This is a genomic window from Desulfovibrio cuneatus DSM 11391, from assembly GCF_000430005.1.
GTDB classification, from domain to species: Bacteria; Desulfobacterota; Desulfovibrionia; order Desulfovibrionales; family Desulfovibrionaceae; genus Frigididesulfovibrio; species Frigididesulfovibrio cuneatus.
In genome coordinates this window covers 44,412-65,505 of the sequence record NZ_KE387018.1, presented here as the reverse complement: position 1 = coordinate 65,505, position 21,094 = coordinate 44,412, and the positions used below count along the sequence as shown (strand labels likewise).

Annotated in this window: 11 protein-coding genes and 2 tRNA genes; 6 read left to right on the top strand and 7 right to left on the bottom strand. The window is 50.0% G+C overall.

Features of this window, described 5'->3' with window-relative positions; translation table 11 throughout:
• The first annotated feature begins 27 nt into the window (after window positions 1-27).
• Window positions 28-558 carry a hypothetical protein gene (locus G497_RS19435; protein ID WP_051258178.1) on the top strand — a complete coding sequence of 177 codons (531 nt, stop codon included), beginning with the start codon at window positions 28-30 and terminating at the stop codon, window positions 556-558.
• A gap of 748 nt (window positions 559-1,306) precedes the next feature.
• Window positions 1,307-3,076 carry a methyl-accepting chemotaxis protein gene (locus tag G497_RS18495; protein ID WP_169727015.1) on the top strand — a complete coding sequence of 590 codons (1,770 nt, stop codon included), beginning with the start codon at window positions 1,307-1,309 and terminating at the stop codon, window positions 3,074-3,076.
• Between the two features lie 115 nt (window positions 3,077-3,191).
• Here the strand turns inward: G497_RS18495 and G497_RS0114465 are convergent, their stop codons facing one another.
• Both G497_RS0114465 and G497_RS0114460 read right to left on the bottom strand, forming a co-directional pair.
• Entirely contained in the window at window positions 3,192-4,100 is a 909-nt protein-coding gene (locus tag G497_RS0114465) for a substrate-binding domain-containing protein (RefSeq protein WP_281171067.1), read from the bottom strand.
• A gap of 377 nt (window positions 4,101-4,477) precedes the next feature.
• Window positions 4,478-4,563: transfer RNA gene (locus G497_RS0114460), tRNA-Leu, on the bottom strand.
• A gap of 455 nt (window positions 4,564-5,018) precedes the next feature.
• Between G497_RS0114460 and G497_RS0114450 the strand changes: the two genes are divergently transcribed.
• Window positions 5,019-8,765, top strand: coding sequence for an ATP-binding protein (locus G497_RS0114450; protein ID WP_034638149.1), 3,747 nt, complete (start codon window positions 5,019-5,021; stop codon window positions 8,763-8,765).
• A 650-nt stretch (window positions 8,766-9,415) separates the two neighbouring features.
• Here G497_RS0114450 and G497_RS0114445 read toward each other — a convergent pair.
• From G497_RS0114445 to pagP, 4 genes are all read right to left on the bottom strand, one after another.
• Window positions 9,416-10,072, bottom strand: coding sequence for a hypothetical protein (locus tag G497_RS0114445; RefSeq protein WP_156908135.1), 657 nt, complete (start codon window positions 10,070-10,072; stop codon window positions 9,416-9,418).
• A gap of 864 nt (window positions 10,073-10,936) precedes the next feature.
• Window positions 10,937-13,222 carry an ATP-binding protein gene (locus G497_RS19430; protein ID WP_051258175.1) on the bottom strand — a complete coding sequence of 762 codons (2,286 nt, stop codon included), beginning with the start codon at window positions 13,220-13,222 and terminating at the stop codon, window positions 10,937-10,939.
• Complete coding sequence (locus G497_RS0114430) at window positions 13,219-14,427, bottom strand: FIST signal transduction protein (protein WP_027188673.1); 1,209 nt, start codon at window positions 14,425-14,427, stop codon at window positions 13,219-13,221. Before G497_RS0114430 ends, G497_RS19430 begins: the two co-directional genes overlap by 4 nt.
• A 328-nt stretch (window positions 14,428-14,755) precedes the next feature.
• Window positions 14,756-15,481, bottom strand: coding sequence for a lipid IV(A) palmitoyltransferase PagP (gene pagP / locus G497_RS19425; protein ID WP_051258174.1), 726 nt, complete (start codon window positions 15,479-15,481; stop codon window positions 14,756-14,758).
• Window positions 15,482-15,738: 257 nt separating this feature from the next.
• Here pagP and G497_RS0114410 point away from each other — a divergent pair.
• From G497_RS0114410 to cas2, 3 genes are all read left to right on the top strand, one after another.
• Window positions 15,739-15,814: transfer RNA gene (locus tag G497_RS0114410), tRNA-Ala, on the top strand.
• A 309-nt stretch (window positions 15,815-16,123) separates the two neighbouring features.
• The gene (gene cas9, locus G497_RS0114405; RefSeq protein WP_027188672.1) at window positions 16,124-19,732 is read left to right on the top strand and encodes a type II CRISPR RNA-guided endonuclease Cas9; all 3,609 of its coding nucleotides are present in this window, start codon (window positions 16,124-16,126) and stop codon (window positions 19,730-19,732) included.
• A 22-nt stretch (window positions 19,733-19,754) separates the two neighbouring features.
• The gene (gene cas2 / locus G497_RS0114400) at window positions 19,755-20,072 is read left to right on the top strand and encodes a CRISPR-associated endonuclease Cas2 (RefSeq protein WP_027188671.1); all 318 of its coding nucleotides are present in this window, start codon (window positions 19,755-19,757) and stop codon (window positions 20,070-20,072) included.
• 11 nt (window positions 20,073-20,083) lie between these two features.
• On the opposite strand, the gene cas1 is transcribed toward cas2, so the two are convergent.
• Complete coding sequence (gene cas1 / locus G497_RS18475; protein WP_034638146.1) at window positions 20,084-20,992, bottom strand: type II CRISPR-associated endonuclease Cas1; 909 nt, start codon at window positions 20,990-20,992, stop codon at window positions 20,084-20,086.
• Window positions 20,993-21,094: the final 102 nt, after the last annotated feature.

The window sequence follows — 21,094 nt, the reverse complement described above, 5'->3', positions numbered from 1 at the left end:
CCAGGTAAAACCAAAAAAGGAATAATTATGGCAATAGCCTATCAATATACAGCCGAAGGATATTTTGCAGGCCCGGTGGAAGATTACGGCCTGCTGCCCCACAACGCTACCCCTGTGCAGCCCGTGTTCACAGAAGGGCATGTGCCCTGCTGGAACGGCAGCGCTTGGGAACAGGCAGAAGATCATAAAGGCAAGCAAGGCTATGTGAACGGTGCACCCTTCACCATTGCCGCCTATGGTTCCTTGCCGGAAGGGTGGAGGGAAACGCCCCCTCCCCCCACAGAAGCTGAGCAGCGGGCTACGCTTATCACAGCCATTCAGGCCCATCTGGATGCTTTCGCCCGCGCCCGTAATTACGACAGCGCTATGGCCTGCGCCAGCTATGCCACTTCGGCAAATCCCACCTTCGCCAAGGAGGCGCAGTATATGGTGGCAGCCCGCGACGCCGTGTGGGAAGCCGGGTTCAAGGTTCTGGACGAGGCATTTTCCGGTAAGCGCCCGGTGCCTAGTGTGGAAGAGCTATTAGCAGAGTTGCCAATACTCAATTGGCCTGCGTAGAGAAACAGAAAGGGAATGGGGAACTGTACAGCGTTCCCCATTCCCTCATTGTTATTATGGCGGCGGCGTGTCGCATTCATTCTGTTTTCACCGTTCTTGTAATGAATCTACTACCCCAACTCCGGCAACCCGAAAAAACTTTGGGCGGTGACCAGCCCCAAAAAGCCGGGGTCCGCAGGCACAGGAAACCCCAATGCAAACTCTTCTTGATGGAAAATCTCTCTGGAAGGAAAAAGTCGGACAGCTTAACTAATCAGACAGAGGTACCAGCAAAACGGAGCCGACTGTCAGATCAAGTCTACTACTACGTACAAATAATCATAACTCGTTTTTTTAGATGCTTCCAGTACATCCTTTCTGCTTCCCTAGCTTAATGCACATCCAAATAGTCTTGGAATATAACTCTATGCTTTACTTATGTGAATCTTGCGCATGCGTTTATTTTCTACATTAATTTAGTGTAATAGAATCATTTTTTACAAAAACAAAAAGAACTCTTGTTTAACGCTAACAGACAATGATATTATTGTAACTGCATGCAGATTATTGAGATGAAAACTATATACGTTTTCACAAAAAAAGAAACTGCGGGTTAAGTAACTCCAACGCAAGCCGATATAAATACCACTACAAGAAAGTATCAATATAATAATCTAACTTGAACATCTATCAAAAAATGAAGGATGGTATGTTAATGAATTCAACGTATGCAATGTTACGTGCTTTTTCAATTCGGACGAGGCTGGTAATGCTTATTTCCGTAGCTCTGCTTGTTGGCATCGCTATTTCTGCTATTCTCTTAGCATTTTTCAGCAACCTCACCAGAGAATCTCTTGATAGCATTAGCGAGACCTATATTTCAGGAGAAAAAAATAAAATAAAAACAGCTACAGACTCTTTAGCTACAACTTTAGCTGCGGCTATCCAAGGCATTCCCGAAGCAGAAAGAATACCTACCTTGCGAAATTTAACAAAGGATATACGCTTCGAAAACGACAATTCAGGCTACTATTTTATTTATCAAAATACGGTGGCCATTTCTGTTCCGGTAAAAACAGAAAATGAAGGAAAGGATCTTGGCAAAACAGCAGATCAAAACGGTGTGCTATTTGTCGCCGAGCTTGACAAAGCTGCTCGAAGCGGAGGTAATTTTGTTATATGGCATTTTCCCAAAAAAGCTGGAGACACCAAAGCCTATCCTAAGCTTGGATATGCACGATTAATTCCAGGTACCGACTTTTGGGTGGGAACTGGCATTTATATTGACAACGTGGAGGCTCAAAAAACTGTCATTCAGCAAAAGCTCAATACCACCCGAAGAAACTCTCTTTTATGGGCTGGAGGAACAGGTGCATTAATGCTGTTAATGACACTTTTATTGGCAAGGCGCATTGCAAGCAGTATTGACACACCACTTCAGCAAACCATTTCGGCTGCTGCTTCAATTGCCAAGGGAAATATGCAAATTCAGCTTGATACAGAATTTTCCGATGAAGCTGGTCAATTGCAACGTACCCTTGCAACTATGTCTGATAATTTAAAGCACAATATGGAAATGCTCCTGCAAAAAAGCAACGAGGCAGAAGAACAGACAGCGAAGGCAGAACAGGCGATGCAAGCCGCTGAGGCGACAAGTCAAGCAGAGTCAGAGAAAAATAAAAAACTACAGGATGTTGCAATAAGTTTAGATTCTATGTGTTCAACATTAGAAGATATCGCAAGAGACCTGGCGGTGCAAATTTCCGCCTCAACAAATGGCGCAGAATCACAATTAAACAGTCTGAACGATACTCTTCAAAGCGTTAAAGGGGTCACCGAAACCCTCGAGTCGATGATGCATACTGCAACTAAAGCTTCAGATATTTGCAATGATACTAAGGAAAAGGCCATTGGTGGTGCATCTATTGTTGAGAATGTTATTCTCGCTATCTCTGAGATTAAATTACAAGCGGAATCACTTGCCGTCAATATGGAAGAACTCGAAGTGAGAGCAGACGGAATTGGTAAAATAATCAGTGTAATCAATGACATTGCCGACCAAACAAATTTGCTGGCTTTGAATGCGGCTATTGAGGCTGCCAGAGCAGGTGAAGCAGGAAGAGGGTTTGCCGTTGTTGCTGACGAAGTGCGGAAACTGGCTGAAAAAACCGTTGGCGCAACAAAGGAGGTTGAACAAGCTGTCACCTCCATACAAAGTAGCACTCAAACGAACAGAGAAAACGTGAGTTGTGCTGTAAGTAACGTTTTAAAGGCTACGGAACTGGCAACACACTCTGGCGATGCGTTAAAAGAAATTGTTGTCCTTGTTGAAAAGTCGGCCTCGGAAGTACGGACCATCGCTGAAGAAACAACAGAACAGGCCCGCTCTGGAAAAGAAGTATACTCTTTAATCTCACAAGCTCGTGAAGTTTCGGAAAACACAGCTGAAACAATGCATCATTCTTCAAATACAGTTGCCACTCTCACAAAGCAGGCTGATACTCTGAACCAGCTTGTTCGTACCATGCGCATGCGATGAAAGACAATTGTTGCAACGGCGTGTGTACAAATAAAGACATACCCGAGCAAGGTAAGTAGGCCCACAGTCAGTAATAGTTTACCCTTTAAACTTTGGGAGGAGCGCATACGTGTGGTTACTCCGCTTGCTGAAGAGTTTGCTGCATGGTGCGAATGGAGCTGTACCAATGGTCTTGAGGAAGCACAAAACGGTCAATAAGCAGGTTTTGGAGAATCTGCTTTCCCTGTGCTGAGGTGTGCATAGCGAGCAGGGCATGTTGAATGGCTTCTCTACGTTCCTGCGGCATGCTGGAGGCGGCAACAACAGGAGGAATGCCATACGCTTCAGACTTATGAATGATGCGCGTTTTAGCTGTCAGTTCTGAATTGTTGTGTTGGTAAAAGTCCCATATAAGGCTGTCAACCGCCGCCCCGTCTACCAAACCTTTTGCTACAGCAAAGATGGAGTTATCGTGGCTGTAGGTAAAAAGAGTCTCTTTGAAAAAATGTTCAGGTGTAAGCCCTTTTTGTTGTAGCCAGTAACGGGGTACAAGGGAGCCTGTGTTGGAGTCTGGGTCGGTAAAGGCAAACGTTTTCCCCTGCAAGTCATTGAGCTGTTTTAGGGCACTATCCTTGTGCACAATAAGGTACGACTTATAGGTATGCTGCCCCTGTACCTGGGGGGTGCTTAGCAGGTGGAGTGGGTGTTGTTCAGTTCCTGTCACATAGGGCCCGGAACAGATAAAAGCGAGGTCAATTTCTCCTGCTATGAGCAAGGTGTTTACTTCAGCATAGGTTTTGCGCTGTACAAGTTCAACATTGGCGTTAATGGATTCACCAAGGTAGCGCAGAAGTTGCTGGTAATATACTTCTGTATCGCGGGGGGAAATCATAGCACCAACAGCAACTTTGAGTGTTGGTAATGAGGTGTGTGGGGGGGATGTTCCTTCAGAAACGGCAGGAACAGGCTTGTTCTTTTGCAAAACAGGGATATTGGCAGTTTCCTGATGAAGAAGGACAAAGGGAACCGCAAGGAGGCATAGCACAACAACGGCAAGGGCGATTTTATAATGATATGTATCTATTTTTATAGGGCTTGCCTGAGAAAAAGGTGCCTGGAATGGTAGTTTTGTCTGCTGTTAAATGCGTAGATGCTACCAAGTATCATACCGCATAACAAAAGGAGCCGCTACAAAATAGAGTGAAATGAAAATGGCAATTATTCCAGCGACTTTGTGTCCAGCCAAAATGGTAAATAGTTCTCTACAGGTAAAGGTAGGAAGTACAGGAAGCCCTACGCTGCTGTTTGCTCACAAGAAGGGGAGGGGGCAGGTTTTGCCCTGTTTTAGCCCGGAACATGCGCCGGACAGCGGACAAAAAAACGCCGTTACAAGCTACTGCTTGTAACGGCGTTAAATTCACTTGGTGCCGAGGGCGGGACTCGAACCCGCACAGACATAGTCCGCTACCCCCTCAAGATAGTGTGTCTACCAATTCCACCACCTCGGCGTGAGAAAAGGCTTATAGCTCGTTTGCCAGGGGGAGGCAAGTGTTTTTTTCCGTTTTGAGATTTTTTTACATGAATCTCTTTGTATCAAAGAATATTGCAAAAGAATTTTTGGTCGTTTACGAGAAAGCGGGAGCTTCAAAATGCACGAACAGGGCGAGCGTTTTTTCAGTAAAAGTACTCTTTTTGGTTTGTTAGGGGTATTTCGTTCAGCCTGTCCAGAGCGGAGCCGGGCGAAAAAAGTACCCGAAATACAGTGTTGTTATGGTCTCCACCAGCCCGTTGCTTCCACGGAGCCGGGTAAACATTCTGCCCGATTGTGTTCAGTGTTTCTTTGTGGTATCTTCTGCAACCATTCCGTTATCAGGCAGTTTTACTGCATGTGCTTTTGCCCATGGGGTGTGCAAAGGCTTGGGGGCAACATTTGGTGGCAGCAGTATGCTGATGAAAAATTACTATGAATAATCCGTTGAAGAAATTTGGCTATGCTATTGAAAACTTGCTTGGGCAGGTTGGTTTGGGCATGCGCGCCAAGCTGATTCTGTTATTTGTTGTTATCAAGGTATTGCCCCTTGTGTTGTTGGCCTTGCTTGCTTGGCACCAGGCCTTGTTGTTGGGGGCGGACATGCGCCAGCAGGCAAAAGACCTGGCAGATTCCGCCCATGAAGCGCTTATGGAAACGGCTTCGGTTTCCGTAGGTGACGCCATGAAAGCGCTGGATGACAGGGCAAGGGAAGGGCTGGAACGTCTTTCTACAGATACTGCCCAAAGGGTTGCCCAATTTTTGTATGAGCGGGACGGCGACATCAAGGTGGCGGCCCAGCTTGTTCCTTCCCAAGAACGGTATGAACAATTTTTAGCCGGAAAAAGTGCCCAGCTTGTGCGGCCGGGGCAGTGGGAGCTGCGGCCAGACAAAACTGGCTGGCAGCCCGCTACTTCAATATCGGAAGGACAGAACATCACTTCCACCCTGGAAGAAAATGCTACAAACTTTCATTATCGCCCGGCAGATCCGTTAACCCGTGAAAACAGACCGCTATACCTGGAGATGACGTTTATTGACCTTGAGGGCAATGAAAAGGTGAAGGTAACGTCTTCCCCGCGCATGACGCAGGAACTGCGTAACGTGGCAGACCGGCACAACACGTTCATTAAGGCGGAAACGTATTTTGATGAGTTGCGTGGGTTGCAGCCAGGCGAAATATATGTTTCCGAGGTTGTTGGGGCATATGTTGGCTCACGCGTTATTGGCAGCTATACCCCGGAAAATGCCGCCAAAGCAGGCGAGCCTTTTGCCCCGGAACAGTCAGCCTTTGCTGGGAAAGAGAACCCCATGGGCAAGCGCTTTAAGGGGTTAGTGCGCTGGGCAACACCTGTGGTGCAGGAAGGAAAGGTGGTGGGCTTTGTTACCCTGGCCCTGGACCACGACCACATTATGGAGTTCACTGCCCGCATTACCCCTACCAACCAGCGGTATACAGAAATTCCAGATGCTTCTGAGGGGAACTATGCCTTTATTTGGGATTATAAAGGCCGTAACATTGTTCACCCCCGGCATTTTTCCATAGTGGGTTACAACCCGGAAACCGGGCTGCCTGAAGTGCCGTGGCTGGAATCTTCTCTTTATGAAGCATGGCAGGCCAGTGGCAAGGAGTATGCGGCGTTTATTCAAGATGAACCTGAATTTCTTGAACAGAGCAATGCCAAAAAGCCTGCTGCAGAACTCACGCGCCAAGGCAAAGTAGGCCTGGACTGCCGCTACCTGAATTTTGCCGCCCAGTGTACCGGGTGGATGGACTTGACACGCCAGGGGGGCTCTGGTTCGTTCCAGATTTTATGGAGCGATTTATGGAAAATTAATACGGCTGCCGCTATTCCTTACTATACTTCCCGTTATGCTAATTCCCCCCGCGGGTTTGGCTTTGTTACCATTGGGGCAGGGCTTGACTACTTTCACCGGCCTGCCAATGAAACCAAGAATGTTATTGAAACCATCATTCGCCAAACCACCCTGTATTCCGCCATATTGCTTGCCGAGGCGGAAAAAGCCATTCAGCGCAACATGATGCAAACCGCTGTCCGGCTGAGTGTTTCCACCCTCCTTATGGGGGTGGTGGTGGTGCTTATTGCGGTGTGGATGGCCTCCATGTTCACCCGCAGTATAACCCGCCTGGTGAAGGGGTTTGCCCGCTTCCGTTCAGGGGAATGGCAATTCCGTTTTCACACCAAGGCCAAAGACGAACTGGGCGCCCTTGCCAATGCGTTTGATGACATGGCCGACAGCGTTGTGAAAAGCGTGCAAGGCACACTTGTTATTACAGACCTTGAGGGCAACACTATTTATGCCAATGCCGTGGCCCTGCGCCACATGGGAAAGCAGCTAGATGAGGTTATTGGCAAGGCCTATGCCGACTACGGCATATTTCCTGTGGGTTCTGCCTGCGACCCTATTTTGGCCTTGCAGGAAGGGCGTGATGCGGATTCCATGTATCTTGCTTCAGCAGACAGGTACTTTAAGCCACGGGCAGAATATTTTTTGAACAGGCATGGGGAACGCATCGGCTTTATTGTGTCTTCCACCGACGTAACCGAATTGGCAGAAGAGCGGCATAAAACCGAAGAACAGCGCATGCTTCTGGACACAATTTTTTCTTCAAGCCCGGACGTTATTTGGTATATGGACCCACAAGGCCGCTACCTTGCGGTGAACCCGCGTTTTGCTTCCTTTACCGGGCTTGAACCCCAGGGCACCCTTGGACGGCGGTCTTTTGAGGTGTTTCCCCTAGAACGCGGGCTGGAATTTGCCCGTAACGACATGGAAGCGCTGGAAAGCCGTGTGCCCACCTATGCGGAAGAAGTGGTGATGTTTGCCGACGGGCACGAAGAAACACTGGATTCGGTGCGTATTCCCCTGTTTGATGGGGCATCAAACTTTATTGGCATTATTGGCTTTGCCAGAGACGTTTCCCGCAGGGTGTTTGTGGAGAAACAACTGCGCGACACCCAGTTGGAACTGGAACGCACCGCAGCAGATGCCCAAATGGCCAATGCTTCCAAAAGCGAATTTCTTGCGCGTATGAGCCATGAAATTCGTACCCCCATGAACGCCATTATTGGCATGAGCAATATTGTGCAAACAAAACTTGCCAACCCCCAGCATGATGTGCAGGAACTGCGGGCGCATGTGCGGCAAATTGAGGTTTCTTCCCAGCACTTGTTGGGGCTGCTCAACGATATTTTGGATATTTCCAAGATAGAGGCGGGCAAGCTTGTCCTCTCCCGCGAGCCGTTCCACCTGGGCAAACTTGTGCAAAGTGTATTGGATATTATTCAGCCGCGCTGCACAGAAAAAAATATTCGCCTGCAAAGTGATGTTGCCCTGCAACTCCCTTACTTTAGCAATGACGCCTTGCGCCTTCGCCAGGTGCTTATTAACTTGCTGGGCAATGCGGTAAAGTTTACGCCGGAATGCGGGGCCATAACCCTTGGGGTTTCCGAACTGATCCGGGAAAATGGCAAGGCGCTGGTGCGCTTTACTGTTATGGATACGGGGATAGGCATTTCAGAACACGCCCAAAAGAAGTTATTCACCCCATTTGTGCAGGCAGATGCCAACATAGCCCATAGTTACGGTGGCACAGGGCTTGGGCTTTCCATCAGCCGGCGCATTGTCAACCTTATGGGAAGTGACATTGCCCTTGAAAGCAAGGAAGGCCAGGGCAGTACATTCAGCTTTGACGTGTGGTTTGATGAAGCAGAGGCCATTGCCGTTGAAGAACATTCCAGCCTGGAACAGCTTTCTGTGAAAGGGCGCCGAATACTGCTTGTGGATGACGTGGACATTAACAGGCTTATTGTAACAGAACAGCTTGCCAGTTTGGAACTTGAAATTGACGAGGCAATAGACGGCATAGAGGCGGTGGAAGCATTTGTGCAGCACCCGCCGCAGTATTACGACCTGATTTTAATGGATGTGCAAATGCCTTTGCTGGATGGGTACGCTGCCACCCAACAAATTCGGGAAAGTGGCAAAGAAGACGCCTCTACGGTGCCCATTGTGGCAATGACAGCCAACGCCTTCAAGGAAGATGTGGATAAAGCCATTTCCATTGGCATGAATGCCCACCTGGCAAAGCCCATTGACCTGGAAAAGATGATGGAGGTACTGTCGCGCTTTTTAGCCCCTCAGGCAGGCAAGCAATAGTTTTGAAGAACGCTGAATAAGGCAGCGTTTTTCTGCAATGCAGTGCAAAAGAAGCATCCCGGTGGGTTACCCCACCGGGATGCTTCTTTTACAAGACCACTGCAAAACTGCGTTTTGCGTGCTTTTGTCATCATGTTTCGCTCTGCCTGCGCAGACCGAAACATAATCTTGTACTGATGGTCAGGAACACATGTGACCATGTTGCCCGATGTGGCACCAAGGCATATCTATTGCGGTTGTGCGGAGGCGGTAACCTTTGGAGGCTAGGGCTGCCTTGGTGCCACACGTGGGCTATATGTAATACGGCATTTCCTGTAAGGCCGCACCGCCGTTTAATAATGCGACCTTATGCGGGGAAGGACCCGCTGTGGGGAGGACTGAGGAGCGCCCAGGTGCGCTTTGAACTTTACGAATATATATATTCTCAAAGTTCATATGAGCTAGACGCTTGGAAGCCGCACCTGAACAGGCCGGAGCAGCATGTGTACAGGTGCGAGTACCTGTGTGGGAATGCTGCCCTTGAGCGGCAGGGGGGAAGTGCATGGGTAGTATCAGTGCTGCAAGGTTAGCTTCAGACTGATGCTCCCTCCGGGCCAGGCCCGCAGTAAGAGGCACTTCATGAGAAAACTGTAAATACTTTGCACTCGTTGTTAATATTCTTGGGTATCCCATTCTCGGTTGCATTCTCGTTGTATGAGTAAGGCACAGCAGAAGAGAATAATGGCCGAGAAGGTGAATGAGCCGATAACCCTGCGGATGAAAAGCCCCAAGGCCAGTGTGTTGTGCCCAGCCGATGCCAGCAATACCATAGCGGGGGGAAGCAGCACCACCAGGACCCTTAGGAACACAAGGCGCAAGCTTAACCGAAAGGTAAGCAGGCACGGTTGTCCCTGTAAAAACCATTTACCCAGGAATACACTGCCTGCAGCTATGAGCAGGGAATCTGCCATGGAAAACAGGAAGTTTTCCATGCCCAGCAAGGGGACCCGGCCCAAAAGCAGAAAAGCCACTGATAACAGAGCATTGCGCCACCCACCAAGTAGTCCTGACCAGAAAACAAAGTCTGTATATACATGGATAGGGGCTGAACCATTCTGCATATGTTCGGACAATAGGTTCAAGCAAAGCCCGGTAATCCCCAGAATACTCCCCAAAATCAGATGATTGCGAGCGTCAAGCACGGCTTCACGCCGCATGGTAAGCAACATGGCAAAAGAGCCAATAAGAACAGCAGCCTGTAGTGAAACGTGGGGAACCATGGCAATGGCCTCTTTGGCTCCACTTTCAAGGTGCATTATCCATTCCATGGTAACACCTCCCGTACCTTTTAAGAGCAATCACCAAATGAAATGATTGCATTGCTCTTCAAGGATTTTTTCGAAGTGCAGGCAAAAGCGCGATTTTTTTTGAGTGGGGTGTTAGTCCCCCCAGCCGCGCCTTGGTGCAAACTGTGTGCTTTGAACATGTGCACTGTGGTGGCTAAGTCTTTTTGCAACACCACTGTGTTTTTTCAAGGCACGTTACGCTTGCTGCTTGCATAGTGTGCTCGCTTGTACTTTGCGTGTCTGTTAAGGAGCATTCAACATAAAAAAAATGTATTTTGCAATATTCACAAACGAAGATTTTGCGTAAATAATCCATTCAACAAATATGAGTATTGGCTGAAGTCGTTGGGAGGCAATGGTTAATTTTGCAACAATTATGGAACTATTTTACAATTTCCTGTACGTATTTTTACCGAACAAGCCATAGCCAATGAATGCATATATGAGAAAGATTCTTATTACATGTTTGTATGTGGTGGAGCAGCAATATATTTTCAAGGAATTTTTGCAGTCGTGGTTGTGTGTGCAATAGAACAGACCCAAAAGAATGGCAAATAAACGGCAATGAGTTGTATTTTATATATTATCAAGAAGAAATCAAAATATTATCTAGATAAAGTCTAGAGATTTGGCCATGCACCAAAAATACCTTGAGCATGCGTGCAGTTGGCAGGCTGAGATGTATTTTAGAGAGCCATAAGAGGGGGTGAATCAAAGAGTGGCTTACTGGCGAACAAAGCTCGCCAGTAAGCCACTCTTGCAAGTGTGAACTGGTTTGGCTAAGGCACTTTCATTTTGAAATTGCTTGGTGGAGGTAAGCATTACTTTCGTGGAAGGGCCATGTCGTTACGAGCCCTGTTTTCTCCACTTGCGTAGTGTTGCGAACAGTACCTGGGGGTCTATTGGCTTGGTAATGTGGTCATTCATGCCGCTTTGCAGGCTTGCCTCATAGTCGCCCACCATGGCGTGGGCTGTCATGGCAATAATGGGCAAGGTGGCATGGGCGGGGTTCTTCCTAATGTGCCGTGTGGCGGTAAGTCCATCCATTTCCGGCATTTGAATATCCATAAGAATAAGGTCGTATGTGCCTTTTTCCAGGGCTTCCAGGGCTTCTCGCCCGTTATTGGCTACATGGGCCTGAATGCTTTTGCTTTCCAGGTAATCCAGGGCAATCATCTGGTTTATGTCGTTATCTTCTGTTAGCAGCACACGCAGCCCGGCAAGGTCTTCAAAGGTGTCTTTTTCCTTGTCATTTGGGGGGCTTTGGGTGTTGCCTTGCAATGTTGCCTCGGCTGCTGCCAGGGCGTCAGGCAGGAGCCCACTCTGGTGAGCAGGGCTTTCTGTCGCAATTGTAAACATGGCGGTAAAGGAAAAAGTGCTGCCCTGGCCCGCAGTGCTTTCACACTGAATGGTGCCCCCCATAAGTTCCACAAGGCTGCGGCTTATGGCCAGGCCAAGGCCTGTGCCCCCATACTTGCGGGTGGTGGAAGAATCGGCCTGGGTAAAGGGAGTAAACAGTGAATTAATTTGCTCTTGTTGCAGACCAATACCGGTGTCTTGTACGGAAAAGCGCAGGCAAATGGCTTCGTCCGGGGTGGCGGGGGGGGTGTGCAGGGAAACAGCAACATGCACGCTGCCGTTTTGGGTAAACTTAATGGCATTGCTGGAAAGGTTCAGCAGTACCTGTTCCAGGCGCAGGGGGTCGCCCACAAGGTTAGCGGGCACTTCCTGGGCAATGGTGGTGGTAAAGGAAAGGTCTTTGTCTTTGGCCTGTTGGGATAGAATGTCCTGCATTTGTCCCATAATGGCTGGAAGGGAAAACGACGTGTTTTCCAGCACAAGCTTGCCAGCTTCTATTTTGGAAAAATCCAGAATATCATTAATAATGTGCAGCAACAGTTTGGCAGAATATTCGGCCTTTTGTACATACAGGGCTTGCTTTTCTGTCAGCTCGGTTTCGGCAAGAATGTGGGTCATGCCCAAAATGGCATTCATGGGGGTGCGAATTTCATGGCTCATGTTGGCAAGAAATTCGCTTTTGGCCTGTGCGTTTTTTTCCGCCAAATCGCGGGCAAGGCGAAGTTGTTCCTCTTTTTTCTGCATTTCTGCCAACATGGCTTTCAGTTCCCGCAGGTCGCGGGTGTAGCCCAGTACCACCGTTTCTTCACTGCGTTTTCCCCTTATCAGGGTTATTTCTGCGGGAACAGGGTCTCCATTAAGTTTTTGGTGCATCCATTCAAAGGTTACCCGGCCCTTGGCAAAGGCTGTTTGAATATATTCGTAGGCCATCTCAGCGGTAGGTCTGCCGCAAGGCTGAAATTCGGGCGAGAGTTCAAAAAACCGGTCAAGGTATTCCTGCTTGTTGGCTAGGTCGAACAGGCGTGGCGCTTCTGCGTTGCAGTCTATGTTTTCCAGCCGTTCATTCCAAAAGTTGCAGCACATGGGGTTTGCATCAAGCATTATTTGGGTGCGTTCTTCTGCTTCCATAAGCTTCACGCTGGAAAGCATGGCAGCCAGGTAAATGCTCACTGCCTGCACGGTTTCCACATCGCTATGGCCCAATTGCGGCAAAAAAGGCAGTTCTTCGGCGATTCTTCCGGTAATGAGCAGGGCAGCTATTTCGCCTTCCGCCAGCACAGGGACCGTAATAAAGTAGGGCAGCCCCAAGGCTTTGCGCAGGGGGGCTTCCAGGCTGGCAGGGCTTTGGCTGGTTACCAGCATTGGTTTTGCTTTGTCCAGCAATGAAGGAGCAATGGAAAGGGGCATTCCCGTAAGTCGCTTTGCCTCAGCTTCATCATAGCCATGCACCATGGCCACCTCAAAGTGGCCAGGTGTTTTTGCGGGGGTAAGCACCACGGTGCGCTGCATGTCCAGGGCGGAGTTTATGCGCTCGCTCACAGAGGCAAATAACGTTGTTTGGTCTGCTCTGTGCCCAAGCCGGGCAGAAAGTTCTGCCATTAGGTGAAAGCCCCGGCGTTTTTGTTCCAGTTCATGGCGCAGGGCAACGGCTTGCAGATCAAGCTGAAGAATTTTGCCAATGTTGCTTTGTGCACATTGGCGTAAATAGTGCAACTCTTGCTGCATTTCTTCCAGTTCTTGGGCGGGAATGGATATCATATTGTTCTTGTTCATATAGGTACACTCAGCAGACAGAAAACGCCTGTCCAGTCAAGGCCCCGTGGACGTCCTTCCATAGGGGCAATTTCAACACCTGTATACAGGCCCAGCAAGGGAGCTCTGCCTGCCACAGCGTGTTGTACAACTTCTGCATCTTCATGTTTCAGGCCGGAATAGGCAGCGGCACGGCCTGCACAGTTAATGTACAGGGCCAGCACTGGTTTGCGGTGCTGTACCCCTTGAAACAGAGCTTCTATTCTAGGGGGAATGTACCCATGGTCTTCACCATTACGGTACATAATTTGAAATTCTGTGCCGGCAACCATGTCTGGTTCAAACATAACAATGCCGTTGCGCTGCAAGTCCAGCCCAAGACAAAGGCGGCTTGCATAATGTTCTTCCGCAAATTCTTGCCACTTGCCTTTGCTGCCTACCCCAAAAAGGAGGAAAAAGGGGTAGGCTTCTTGGGGAATGGCAGCCCCAAGCAGGGAACGCAAAAATGGTAAGGCAGGCTGGCCGTTAATTTCAAGAATGGTTTGTCCCTCTGCCTTGGTCACAGTGTAATAGCCTGTTCCGGGCCGGCACCCATGCATTATGGCAAAGTCAACCTGCACTTCAGGGGAAAACGCCAGCCCCAGGGCTGTGTGTTGCTGTGTGCCGCTGCCTGTCCATTGCTGTGTGGGCGTGCCAATAAAGTCGCCCTGCATGCCTGCCCCAAACAGAGGGGGGAAAAAGCCCAGGCCCTGTTCAAGCCCTGCCAGCAGGGAAGTAGCCATAATCATGCGCAGGCCCTGGTCTGTTTTTACCAGGGCATCATAGAAAAGGAAAAAGGGGGTTTGGGGGGTTATGCCGCGGGCCAGCATTGCCCTGCCAAGGCGCATACCTGCTTCTGTTTCCCCTGCAGTGAGGTTTTCTTCCACAAACATCTGGTATTTTTCCTGCTGTAACCAAATGGCCGCCACGCCCACCTGTTCACCCGCATAGCCAAACTGGGTGTTGGTTATTATGCCAACTGCGCTGCCCCCTATTATGGGCACCCCTTCCCCCACCACAGCCGCCACGGCACTACGTAAATGAGTAGCGTTATGGCGGGCCGTAGCGAAGAGCAACACAAGGCTGCAAGGCCCATGTTTCTTTTGCCCGGCAAGGGCCTGCACAGCAGCCTCGGTACCTGCGGCAGTGCTGCCAGGAAGTTCGCTGTAGCCAACGCCTACATGCATTTGGATATCTCCCCTTTACGCAAGGTGTTGCCTGAACTTGCGGGGTGCTATGGGTATGAAGGATAATTGACACAGTGGAGGGCCTGTATGGAAATAAGACGTAAGAAGATAATGGCAAGGGCCGCGTAGCACAACTGGAGTGTGCAGCAGGGTCTTTTTTTAGAGAAACGCCGCAGTTGTATTCCGTGCTTTCCTATGTACATAGCATAGCTTTTCAGACGAAGGAAGTATAAAGCATGGGGGGTGCTGTATAGAATGGAAGGGGCTTCTAAACCAAAAAAAGGAAGCCTGTGGCAGGCTTCCCCGGGTACTGTGCAGGCACCGGTGATTAATTAAAATGATAACGAAACCAGGTAAACAGTACGTTGCCGTGGTTATACCGTTCAGGAATGTAGGTTGCCTGAATAGCCACATTTTTGTACTGCATGCTGACAATGGGGAGCGCACCGGGTAAGGGAATGTAGTGGTATTCATGACGGGCGGTTATGCCTGCGGTAAAGCCAAGGCCCAGGGAAAAGTCTTCGAACACTTTCCAGTTTTTTATATAGGCGTAGCCTACAATGGGTTGGAAGCGGTCGTTGGAATCCATAAAGCCCATGGTGTACAGGGAATGCTGGTCGCCGTCTTCATCAAAATACGACTTGCCAAAACCGCCGCCCCAGGGGTGTTCGTTGAATTTTTCCGCTTCCCCCGTGTGGTACATGAATCTGTTGTGCCAGGCGTAGGCAGGCACGTACACGTCCCATTTGCCATTTTCCCAAATGTTGGAAAAACGTTGCCCGATACGGGTGAGCAGGGAAGGGCTTTCCCCTTCGGCGGCTTCTGCAGCAGGCAACGTATAGGTTGTTTCAGGAGCGGCAGGTGCGGAACCCGGCGCGTTGTCTACAGGTCCTGGTGCGCTGGCTGTGGCAGCAGGTACGGCAACTGTGGGCTGTTTTCCTGCTCCTTGGGGCATGGCGGCATTAACCGGGGCAGTATGCAGGCAGGCAAGCAGGGTGCATGCGGTCAACACTACTTTGCAGGAAAAACACAATGATACCAAAAAAAGACGCATAGGGTTGCTCCAACCATATAAGCGATGAAAAATAGGCGGCATGGCCGCACCACGTTTATTTAAACGGAAAAAAAATCCATGGCAAGAGGTAGAATGGGGATGCTGTATTTTTTTTATGTGCCTTAAGGACAGACTGCGAAAATGGCGTTTCCTCAAAAATAAATTCTTTACAGAACAGGGTTCCTGTGGCATCAATGGCCCTCTGGCACGGCATATGCCCAACCAGAACACTACCTGCACCAGATGTGGGTTCCCGTGGGGTTGTAGCTCAGTTGGGAGAGCGCTTGAATGGCATTCAAGAGGTCGTGGGTTCAATTCCCTCCAGCTCCACCAGAAAATTTAAGGATTCCGTAGCAATACGGAGTCCTTTTTTTTTGTGCGTGTGGGGCAGGGTACGGTCTATGACCCAAATATGACTTTTACTTTGGTCAATGAGGGTTGGTGGGAATATAAATAGAAGCGATTGAATAAAAAGAGGCGGCCCCCGAAGGGAACCGCCAAATCTTACGGTGTTCTGCCCGTGGGCAAAACACTTGTTATAGTTGCCTAACCAAATGAATCCTGCTAGAGATTAATTGTATAGATAAAAAAATAATTACACCGAACATCTCGTGTTGTCAACTTTATTATACGGAGAAGCACATGCCCCAATATTATCGGTATATTCTTGGCATAGACCTTGGCATAGCATCCACTGGCACTGCCCTTGTATTGGTTGGACCGAATAATGAATTTTTAAAAATACTTGATATGGGGGTACGTACTTTTATCACTCCCGATGGTGCTTCTGAAAGGCGCGGTAAACGCATGGAGCGTAAACACACACGGCGCAAACGCCAGCGTCTTAGCCGGGTGCGTCTTGTACTGCAAGCTTTGGGCTTGCTCCCTGCTGCCGAGCAAGAAATGCACACACTTACCCTGGCAAACCCTTACCAGTTGCGGGCTAACGCCGTGCAGGGGAAACTGGAAAATATAGCAGAGCTCGGCCGCTGCTGCCTGCACATGGCAAAGTTTCGGGGGGCTGGCTTTTTAACCCAGCAAGAAGAAGCAATGGAAGCCGGGCATACGCTTGCTGCACCAGAACTTACCGCAGAAGCAGCACCAGTAACCGCAACGGCAAAAAAGGGTGCTGCCCCCAAAAAAGACACCCAAAAAACAGCCAGCGCCTACCGTAAGCTTGAAGAAGTGCTGGGGGGCACAGGGCAAACCATTTCGTCTTTTTTTGTGCAACGCCTCAATAATGGCAACCCGGTGCGCCGCCGTAAGTTTCACCTTGGCACAGGCAACAATGGCACAGCGGAAACGGGTTACGCTGCACTGGCAGGCACAAAGGAAGTGGAGTACGCGGTACCTCGTTTTTTGGTGAAGGAGGAGTTCCGGCGCATGTGGGCCACCCAGCGCCAGCATTACCCCCACCTTACGCCAGCCATGGAAGAAGCGGTGTATGACGCCATTTTTCAAGATGCACCCCATGCCCCGTATGCCACAGGCAACTGTACCTTTGTGCCGGGGGAAAAACGCCTGCCCCGTATGCACCGCCTAAGTGAAACGCGCCGCATTTATGAGCAAATTAACCACATACGCTACTCCACACCGGAAGGGGAGCGTTTTTTAACTAAGCCCGTGCGCGATGCATTGGTTACCAAGGCCCTGCACCAGGGTGTTGCCCTTACCAAAACAGAACTGCGTAAAACCATAAGCGCCCTGACAAACGAAAAAGTGCTGGGGGTGAACCTTGCGGACGAGGTAAAAAGCATTCAGCCTTTTTCCCATATCAAAGCATTTGCCAATGTTCCGGCCTGGGCCACGTTCAGCCAGCAGGAACAAGACAGTATTATAGACTTTATTGCAGAGCCCGCCATTGACCCGCAAGACCCCGCCAGTGTTCTATACCCGGAGGATGCTCTTCTGGCACTTTTGTGCCAGAAACTCCAGATGCAAGGGCCGCAAGCAGAAGCTGTGGCAAGCCAGGTTATGGCGGCGCTGCCACAGGGCAGAAGCAACCTTGGCATAACCGCCACACGACAAATTATTGAAAAATTGCGTGAGGGGTATGAAGAGGCGGTGCCGGACGAAACTGGTGCACCATGCCTTGTGTGGCGGCCCCACACGCACCGTTCCGCGGCAGATGCCTGCGCGTTTATGGCAGAAGCGGAACGCATTCGAGCCATTGGTGGCAACTACCCGCTGTTGCCCTATTATGCAGAAATATTGCAGCAGGATGTAACCCCTATTCACCCGTGGCACAAGCACACAGCAGCGGAAGAAGAACGGGAGCAGGGGCGCGTGCCCAACCCCGTGGTGCATGTGGTGCTGAACCAGTTGCGTAAAGTTGTGAATGAAATTATTGGCCTGTATGGCAAGCCCCAGCGCATTCATGTGGAACTGGCAAGGGAACTTGGCCTTTCCGCCAAAAAACGTGATGAGTTGATTAAAGAAATGCAGAAAAATGAGCGGGAAAATGAAGCTATTCACCGCGAACTGGCAGAGCTGCACCTTGCCCCGAGCAAGCGAAACCGCACTAAATACAAGCTGTGGTTGCAGCAGGGTAAGCGCAGCTTGTTCACTTTACAGGAAATTGAAGCCAGCGACATTGCTGCCTGCGAAATTGAGCACCTTATTCCCCGTTCACACGGGGGTACCAACACCTTCATGAACCTGTGCCTTGTGCCTGATGCGGAAAACAAGGCCAAGGGCGAACAGTTCCCTTACGATGTTATTCAAAAGCTAGCCAAAGATAAGTGGAGTGAAATCAGTAAAATTATTCACGACCCCAAGTTCCCCAAGGCAAAGGCCTGGCGCTTTGGGCCGGAAGCCGCTACCCGGTTTGGCGAAACAGGGGATGAAGAACAAACAGACCGTCGCCTTACAGACACCCGCTACATGGCAAAACTGGCCACCCGGTACTTGCATGCTGTGTGCCCGGATATTGTTCCGGTAAAAGGGGGCACCACGGCGGCATTGCGCCGCTACTGGGGTTTGGAAGGGCTTGAATATGAATTGCTTGGCGTACCTGTAACAAAAGACATAGTGGACCCGGAAACAGGTGAGGTGCACATAAACCCCGCCACTGGCTACCCCGCCCACAACCCGCTATGGGCCGCAAAGCCACGCATAGACCACCGCCACCACGCGCTGGATGCCCTGGTTACCGCCTGCACCACAAGGGCTATGGTTAAAAAAATGGTAGAGCAGGAAAAAGCTGGCCAGCGCATTAGCGAATTTCCACAGCCGTTTGGTGACAGTACCGCCCATTTTCGGCACCACGTGCAAAACCATTTGTTGTGCGTTACTCCTTCCCCCAAGGCCGAACACGGCATGGCAGGGCAACTGCACGACGCCACAAAATACCGTATTTTGCCAGAACCGGAAGGAAAACCAGCCAAAGAAGGCGAGTTCACCATACGCTTCAGCCGTGCCCTGAGTAAAATTACGAGCTATAACGACATTGCAAACATTGTGTTTAATACCAAAACAATACCCCTTGCCACGCCACAGGCCCAGCAAGCTTACCAGCAATGCCTGCACATTGTGCAGGTAATTAACAACCATTTGCCAGAGGCAGAACAAGCCTTGCACAGGGCACAACAGGAAGCTGCCGAAAATGGCAAGCCTGTGCGGGCATTACCTGCAAAGGTGCAGGAAGCAAACACCGTAAGCATGGCTATTCAGCTTGCGCAAACAAAAGGGTTGCTTGGGGCAACGTACCCCTGTTTGGCACGCAAGTCTTTAGTGGGCATAAACCGCGCCTTGCAATTTGGCTATGAACCCAAAAACAACTACCGCACCGACTTTTTTGTGGATAGTAAAGGCAAGGTGGGTTGGGAGTGCATACGGCGCATAGATATAAACAACCCCGAGTTTGTACCGCAATGGAAAAAAGATGGATACAAGCGGCTGTGGGGCCTGTGTAACGGCGACGTGCTGGAAGTGCTGCCTACCCCGGCCCTGCATGAACAACTGGGGCCACTGCTGCCCAAGGGGCCAGTCTTCTTTGTGGTGCAAAAAATGAGCAATGGAAGGCTGCAGTGCAACTTGCTGCACGACGCCCGCGCCCTGGATGGCTCAAACCAGGCCGTGCAGGCCGGGTTGACCAAACACCCGGCATATGCCCGGTGGACTACTGGAGAAAACGGACTGAGCTATTACTGCCAGTTGCAAGCCCGCAAAGTGGAGTTGACCCCGTTTGGGAAGATAGCGCGCAAGCACGCAAGGTTGTGGCATGGCAAGAAAATGGGCAAGAAACCATAAACGGCCAGGACATTACGAAATAATGTGGGTTGTTGTTATGTTTGACCTGCCCGTGAGCACAAAAATGGAAATGCGCCGGGCCACCCTGTTCAGAAACAGCCTGCTGGAGCTTGGCTTTAGCAGAAAGCAGTTTTCTGTGTACATGCGCCATGCCGCCAACCTGGAAAATGCCAAGCAACTGGCCCAAAAGGTAAAAAAATGCCTTGTGCCCAATGGCTATGTTTCTGTTTTGTATATTACAGACAGGCAATACGGCATGACAGAGAACTTTTTTGGCCCGGCAAAAGCCAAAAATGAGGGAGCGGAATTGGCAACGCACCAGCAGTTAATGTTATTTTAGCCGCTGTAATGCTATATGGCTTTAGGTCCAGCAGGAAAAGCAGGCAGGGCAAGTTTTATGGCCCCTTCGGTAAACGAAGCCGCCAGGGTTTGGGCCATAAGGTACGTTGCAGGAATAAAGTAATTTGTTCGTTGCAGCATGGCCACCTTTTGGTCGGTAAGGGAACACAGTATCCGCTTGTTTTTGGGGGTCAGTTCCGGCTCTGCTATTCCAGCCACAAGAGGTGCCACAAGTGCGTCTGCAAAGGGGCGCAGGGGTTCCATCAGGTCGTCTGCAAGGCAAAAGGCATTCAGCCTGTTGCAATGGTGCACCCCAAACAGGGGTAATAGCCCCGCCGCACACAAGGCCCGCACCATGCATGCCCGCACCACGGCATAGGCATAATTCAAAAAAGCGTTGGTGCCCGCCGCGCTTGCTTCACGCACAAAGCCCTTGCCAAGCAGGGCAGGCCAGTAAAGGCGGGCGGCGTTGGCTTCGTAATTATCGCTGTCGCCCGGCTTCACTTTTTGGCTGAATACCTCAATTCGTTCTGCCACCTTGCTGGCATGGGGGGCGTGCTGGCGCAGCACGGCCGCCTGGTTGCGCAGCTTTGCCTGCACAATGGTTTGCCAGAGGTTGTTTTTTAACGCAACAGAAGCCCCCACCTGGGCATGGGCTATGGCCTGCTGCTGGTAATGCACGGTTATGGGGGTAGCTATGGAAATGGGGGCGTATTGTTCGCCACAAATAATAACAGGAATATTTAATGCCCCAAGGCGGGAAAGAAACGACTTTGTGAGCGTGGCACCCTGTGCACTTATAATAAACGCTGTAATGGTATCAATGGGAATGCGCCCAAGCTCGGTTCCTTTTTCTTGCACCACAACAAAACCGCGCTCCGCATGAATGTAACGGCCTTCTTCGGAAACCTCAATTATCATGCCTGCCTCCTTGGGGATATGCAAAAGAGACTACTTTCCGCACGTGGGAAAGTAGTCTTTTTTTGCAATTTTTCTCCAAATAAATCAGCACATTGATTGCAA